Annotated in this window: 2 protein-coding genes; both read left to right on the forward strand. The window is 47.5% G+C overall.

All coding sequences use genetic code 11. The annotated features are described in order from the left end of the window. The first annotated feature begins 19 nt into the window (after positions 1 to 19). Positions 20 to 2,080 carry a lipase family protein gene (locus EOJ37_RS13775; protein ID WP_127960461.1) on the forward strand — a complete coding sequence of 687 codons (2,061 nt, stop codon included), beginning with the start codon at positions 20 to 22 and terminating at the stop codon, positions 2,078 to 2,080. Continuing rightward, entirely contained in the window at positions 2,077 to 2,835 is a 759-nt protein-coding gene (locus EOJ37_RS13780; protein WP_127960462.1) for a hypothetical protein, read from the forward strand. Before EOJ37_RS13775 ends, EOJ37_RS13780 begins: the two co-directional genes overlap by 4 nt. Positions 2,836 to 3,123 lie beyond the last annotated feature (288 nt).

Below are 3,123 nucleotides of genomic sequence, written 5' to 3' on the forward strand. Positions count from 1 at the left end.
AACAAGGAGTGTCTTTATCATGACGACGAACGAAAACACACCACGCAAACGCCCACCGACCCACTATTCCTGTGATTTATTACGCCACTGGGTAGAGATTGAACTGTTGGATGAACAGGGGCAACCGGTTGCCAACATGCCTTACCAGCTCAGAGACCGCAACGGCGTCACCCGTCACGGGCGCAGCGATTTTAACGGCATCATTCGTGAAGAGAAACTGATGGCGATCCCAGCGTATATTACGCTCGGCGCCCAGGCACTGGTGGAGGAGATGGCACAACGCCCACTGCGTGTACAGCGTGGTGAAGCGGGCTCCACGGTAAAAGCGGCCGCCGAAGCGGCCGGTTACCGTTACCACTATTTACGTGTCGGCGAACTGTGTGACAGCCGCCCGAATATCGCAAACTGGCCAGAAACAGACCCACTACCGGAATATCACTTCCCTGTAGAACTAGGGAAGGGGTTGCGCCTTAACCCAATGAGCCAGCGCCATGTGGTGGAGATCTGCCCGTTCCGTGCCTGGATACCCTATTTAACCCACACCGCAGACTATAACCTGCTCAATGCTTATAATTTGGCGTTAATGTCTGTGCTGGTTTACGCCGATAACGACGTTAACGAAAACCTGATCCCGCGTGGTTCGGTGCAGGATTTTTTCTGCCGGCAACTGCTGGATCTCGATCAACTGCCACAAAAAGTGAACGATCAATACCTGCCGCTGGCGGCAAAAGATGTGCCCTTTGCTGAACGCTATGCGCAGTTTGGTTTTATTGATACCAGTAAGAAAGAGAATGAGGAAGGGGAGAGTGATACCCAACTGTTCTATGCCGCCAGGCCTGGGGAAGCGATCATCGCCTGGCGTGGCACCGCCGGTGCAGCCGATATCTGGACCGATGCCCAAGGGATCCCCACCGATGCTGAAGCGGTGACTGGCCTAGCCGGCAATGCACATTACGGTTTTTTAAAGGCTTTTACTGTGACAGAGTTGCATGATAAAAACTCAGCCAGGTATCAAGATTTTACACGCATTATCGCAGATAAAAAGCTCTATCTATGTGGGCATAGCCTGGGCGGCGCGTTGGCACTGATTCACAGCGCCTATTTGTATGATAAATTTCAAAATGAAATTTTACTTTACACCTATGGTATGCCGCGAGCCTTTACCCGCTCGATCACTGAGCAGTTAACCTTTCCACATTATCGCCATGTTAACAACCGCGACACCATCACTGCAGTGCCGACACTGGGGTTGGGCAGGCTACACTACCAGGTACTGCCAAGGGAATTTATTAGGCTCAGCCTGAGGCCACTCGCGTCGTTGATGATTGATCCGACAGAGCCTCTGGATTACAGCCACCATGGTGATTTGGTGCATTTTAAAAATTTAAATTATGAACGTTATATCAAAGGGCAACCGGCAGTGAAATCCTGGCAGCGGCGCGAGACCAAGGTGTTGCTGGCCACCAGCCTGATCAATCAGCAGGCGGATGAGCAGCTGCGGCAAGAAGTGGCTGAACTCTATGCCACCCCTGAACAAGATAACCCGCTGGAGTGGAAAACCGTGCCTACCGATCACAGCTCAGGCAACTATGCCAGCTACCTCTACCAGCGCTTGACCGCACTTATTTGTGAAACACGGCAAGATTCGCGCCATAGCTGGTTACAACAGCGCGCAGAGGCTGCCGAGTACCGGCCATTTTACGGTGGTGAGGCTAATTGGCGCCCCCTGCTGCTGCTCGATCAACGCTTGCTTGACCACCACAGCACCCTGTTGGGTGAAAGCAATATTTATCACTATACCGCCGCGCGGCTGCTACAGTGGTATTATCAGCCAGATGTAACACAGCAGCAGCAACAGAATGCTTGGAAAGATTTGCAGCAATCCGAGCAGGCATTGCAGGAATACCGACAAAAGTATGGGCAAAAATATGCACTGGCCAAAAAGGAGCAGCGCAAAATCTACAATAGTGACAATGTGGTAGAGGTTCCGGTGGGTGATGATAAAAAAGAGTTAGATGAGATAATGAAAGATATTGGTAAATTAGAGAATAACATCCATCAATTAAAGGATATAAAATGAGCATAAAAAAGAAGCTATTACTCTGGAGTTTGCTACCGCTTGGCTTGCTATTTTACTATTTTCGTTCATATTTACCTATCATGTTTTTTACTGGTAAGCCTTATGCCGAAATAGAAGCAACCATCCCACCGGACATGAAGTTGCGTGTCGGTGCCTCTTATCGTTCTTCTGCTTGCACGCAAATCACCTTTTCTAATTTTGGTCAAATCTTCGGTCGTCAAGGATGGTCAAAAGAATATACCCCGAATAGTCAAGGCAAAGTTACAGCCAAGATATATCGTTGGGCATGGGGGCCTTGTAATTGGGGGTTAAATGCCTTCAGTATCAGCACCGCCTATACTAAAATTCCGCCTAATGTTCTGGAAAGCAAAAAGATAACTGATGAAATCAAACAAGAAGTTGTTCGTCGTTTTGAACGAAGATCAGGCACAGATCCGCGTACTGCAAGGCTTAGTTTTGTGTTGATAGATTATTTATCCAAACAAACAGAGAATGATGTTAATCACGTCAGTTTACATACCACACTGACACCTTCAATTTCCAAATTAACAGCCGTTCGTGGAAGGATAGATTATGACTTTTTCTATGATGATAAAAAAAGAACCCCAGAGAAATTTACTGCAATAAATAACTTACCGAGATCACGTAAAGGAGAAAGTTTAAAGATAAAATATCAAGTAAGCACGGAAGATCATATCTTATATAAAGAATATTATCCTGATTTTAAAAAGAACACCTCGCGGTTATTGGAATAAGCAGGCAAACACCAGTACATAGGGTGCATCAGCCGAGGTTAATGTAAACTACCTCGGCGGACAAACAGAGCACAGGGTAAGCAAAGAAGGGCTATGGAACAAGAAGAGCATCACAATCAGAGCAATAAGAAAAAACATCGCTGCCGCTGGTGGTGTGTCGGGTCAGGGCGGGATTCCACTTTGCATATAATTTAAGCAAACATCAATTCGCTACGAAAATCAGCAGACCAGGCGGCCCGTCTACGCTTTGAGGCGATACTGTCTTTCAGTCCGGTATGTTGTTTGATA

Origin of the sequence: Serratia microhaemolytica (assembly GCF_004011885.1) — a bacterium.
Lineage (GTDB): Bacteria > Pseudomonadota > Gammaproteobacteria > Enterobacterales > Enterobacteriaceae > Serratia_G > Serratia_G microhaemolytica.

Bases quoted from the DNA above. Each gene is read 5' to 3' on its own strand.
- EOJ37_RS13775 (WP_127960461.1), top strand. From the start codon at position 20: ATGACGACGAACGAAAACACACCACGCAAACGCCCACCGACCCACTAT.
- EOJ37_RS13780 (WP_127960462.1), top strand. From the start codon at position 2,077: ATGAGCATAAAAAAGAAGCTATTACTCTGGAGTTTGCTACCGCTTGGC.